The sequence below is a fragment of the Kribbella sp. NPDC002412 genome (assembly GCF_053592935.1).
This window is the reverse complement of the sequence record NZ_JBSFBL010000133.1, coordinates 1-2,716: the sequence shown is the minus strand read 5'-3', so window position 1 is coordinate 2,716 and position 2,716 is coordinate 1. Positions and strand designations below refer to the sequence as shown.

At 66.5% G+C, this 2,716-nt stretch carries 2 protein-coding genes; both read left to right on the top strand.

Annotated elements, in window-relative coordinates; all coding sequences use genetic code 11:
* The coding region (locus ACWCOV_RS41645; protein ID WP_449834903.1) for a hypothetical protein at window positions 1-898 on the top strand (898 nt) is incomplete at its 5' end.
* Between the two features lie 247 nt (window positions 899-1,145).
* A partial coding sequence (locus ACWCOV_RS41640; RefSeq protein ID WP_449834902.1) for a DUF499 domain-containing protein occupies window positions 1,146-2,716 on the top strand: 1,571 nt, incomplete at its 3' end.

Genomic DNA, 2,716 nt, shown 5'->3' with positions numbered 1-2,716 from the left:
CCGTGACGTCTGGTTCACCTGGCCGGTCCGCGAGGATCGAACCACCCGTCAAATGCTGGAACCGGAACTTGCCGCAAGATACCGAGGACGTTTCGCCGCCGGGCAGGACCGACTGGAACAGCTGCACCGTGCCGAGCAAGACGGCCAGCAGCGATTGTCACCTGATCACACGTGGCTGACGGTGAGTGTTTCCGCGTCCAAGCCCGGACATCTGCCTGCCGACCGCGAGAGCTACCGGTCCTGGTTGCGCGACTATTTCACCTCGACTCCATGGACCCTCTCGGTGGACGCCGGGGCGCTCCTCGGCCGCCGACGGGTGATCTTCACAGACCGGTTTCCCTTCACCGGGGTGAGTACCGACCACCACGTCGAACTTCACACCGACGGTACCGGGTTCGCGGCCATCGCGCTGCCGGACAAGTTCCCCAACGGTCATGCCATACAAGCAAGCCAGGTCGACGCGCGGTACGTCGACGCCAACATGGTCGCCGGCTGGACCACAGCCTTTCTCGACGTGCTCGCCCGGCACGCTGCACGTGCGGGCGCAAGCGGCGACCTCAACATCCGCACCGGGCTCGCGAACGGCTCGAATCCTCTGTACCTAGTCGAGCCATTCATCGTCAACGGCAACGATTTCGGCGGCTACCGCGTCATTCCTGGCAGCCGACCATTGACCAACCCCGAGCCATACGAGACAGGCGCACCGCTGAGCATCACGACCTCGCCCCGTGAGCTCGTCGCCACTGCGGCCGACATCGCGCACGAGCTGGTCGTCGAGTTCGGGGCACCACCCACCCGGCCGTTCCTCCGCCTGGACGGGCTGGTCGACGCCACGGCAGATCCGACGGTCGCGTCGTTTCGGAGTTGGGCCACGAGTCATGGCCTCCTCAACCAGTGATCGCCGCCCGCTCACTCGAAGGCGTCCGCGGCCTTTGCGGCGGCGCGCTGGCGACACTGGCGTCGGTCGGGTGTGCCGCCGACCGCTCGGCGCGGACGTATCCACGGTATGGTCGGAGCGGTCCAGGGGCGACGTCGATGGACCGATGGAAACTAGGCCGCGAGGGGACCGGGAGACACGGGGCATGGCCAGATTGAGAGCGATTACAGAGACATGTGACCCGCGGCCGGAAGTGCTGTCCGGTGGAATGAGCGACAATCAGTTCGCCGCCCAGCTTGATCGGGTGGTCCGCAACAGTACCGACTACGAGCTCTATTCCAACCCCGACCAGTTCTTTGCGCTCACGTACCCGACGACCGGGCTGAAGCTGCTTCTCGCCAAGACGTTTGGCCGGCTCACAGGCGTCAAGGGTGAGGATGGCGAGAACGGCGTCCTCCGCGCCGAGACCTCATTCGGCGGCGGCAAGACGCACAGCCTCGTGGCGGCGTACCACCTTGCGAGGGGTGCCCGACCTGACGACATCGCCGAGTTTGTGGACCCTGCCTTGCTGCCCGAGGGACCGGTCGCGGTGGCCGCTGTCGTCGGGGACGCACTCGACCCGGTGAACGGGCTGACGACGAACGGGTTCACCAGCCGTACTCTGTGGGGCGAGGTCGGCGCTCAACTCGGCGCCGATGCGTACGACGCGCTTGCCGAGTCCGACGCACAGCGCACCGCGCCCGGCACCGAAACGCTGCGAAAAGCCCTCGGCGGCCGCCCCACGGTCGTCATCATCGACGAAATCGCTCAGTACCTCCGGCAGGTCTCTGAGTCCGGCAACGAGGACGTGCGCCGCTCCGCGGGGCAGATCCCGGTGTTCCTCAAGAACCTGTTCGAGCTGGCGATGGGCGACCGGGGTGTCGTCGTTATCATTAGCCTCGCCTCTTCGGGCGATGCGTATGCGAAGGAGACTGCCGAGCTCGGCGGTCTGCTGGACGAGGCCGCGAGCGTCGCAGCGAAGACACAGCGAGAGAACGCGAGCGTGCTCTCCCGGTCCGGTCTGGTCATCCAGCCCGCGACCGACACCGAGATTGCGGAGATCCTCAAGCGCAGACTCTTCGTGCGTATCGATCCGTCGGCGGCGGCCGAGGCCGCAGAGGCGTACCGCGATCTGTATGACGGCATCCGAGACAACGTTCAGCTCTCGGGCGGGGCGGAATCGCCCGCGCAGTACGCCGCCCTAATCGCGTCCAGTTACCCGTTCCACCCCGAGGTCATCCGCGTTCTCGATAAGCGGCTCGGCAGCATCCCGGACTTCCAGCGCGCCCGCGGGGCGCTCAAGCTCCTCGCGGAGGTCGTCGCGGATCTGTGGGTCAGCGCTGCTCCGCCCGAGGTCATCAACGCCGCGGACATCAACCTCGCCAGGCCTGAAGTTCTCAACCGCCTGACCGTCGCCATCGATCGGGCCGCCTTCTCCGGCGTCGCGAAGGTTGACCTCGCCGCGGACTCGCACTGTGGCGCTGTCGATGCAACTCGCTTCGCTGGCCGCTCTCCATTCGCCACCCGCGCCGGCACCACCGTTTTCCTGCATTCGCTTGAGATGCGAACCGGAGTGGGCGCCGGGCGCAGCGAGTACGTCCTAGGTACGCTGCGCGTCGGCGACGACCCAGAGCTGCTAGACGAAGCCCTCACCGAGGCGGAGCGTGTCTGCTGGCACCTCACCTACGACGGTATCCGGTGGCGCTTCCACACCGAGCCGAACGTCAACAAGATCGTTGAGGACGGACCGCAGATCCTGGCGTTGTACGGCCTGCTGGAGAACCTGTCCGGCAACCCGAT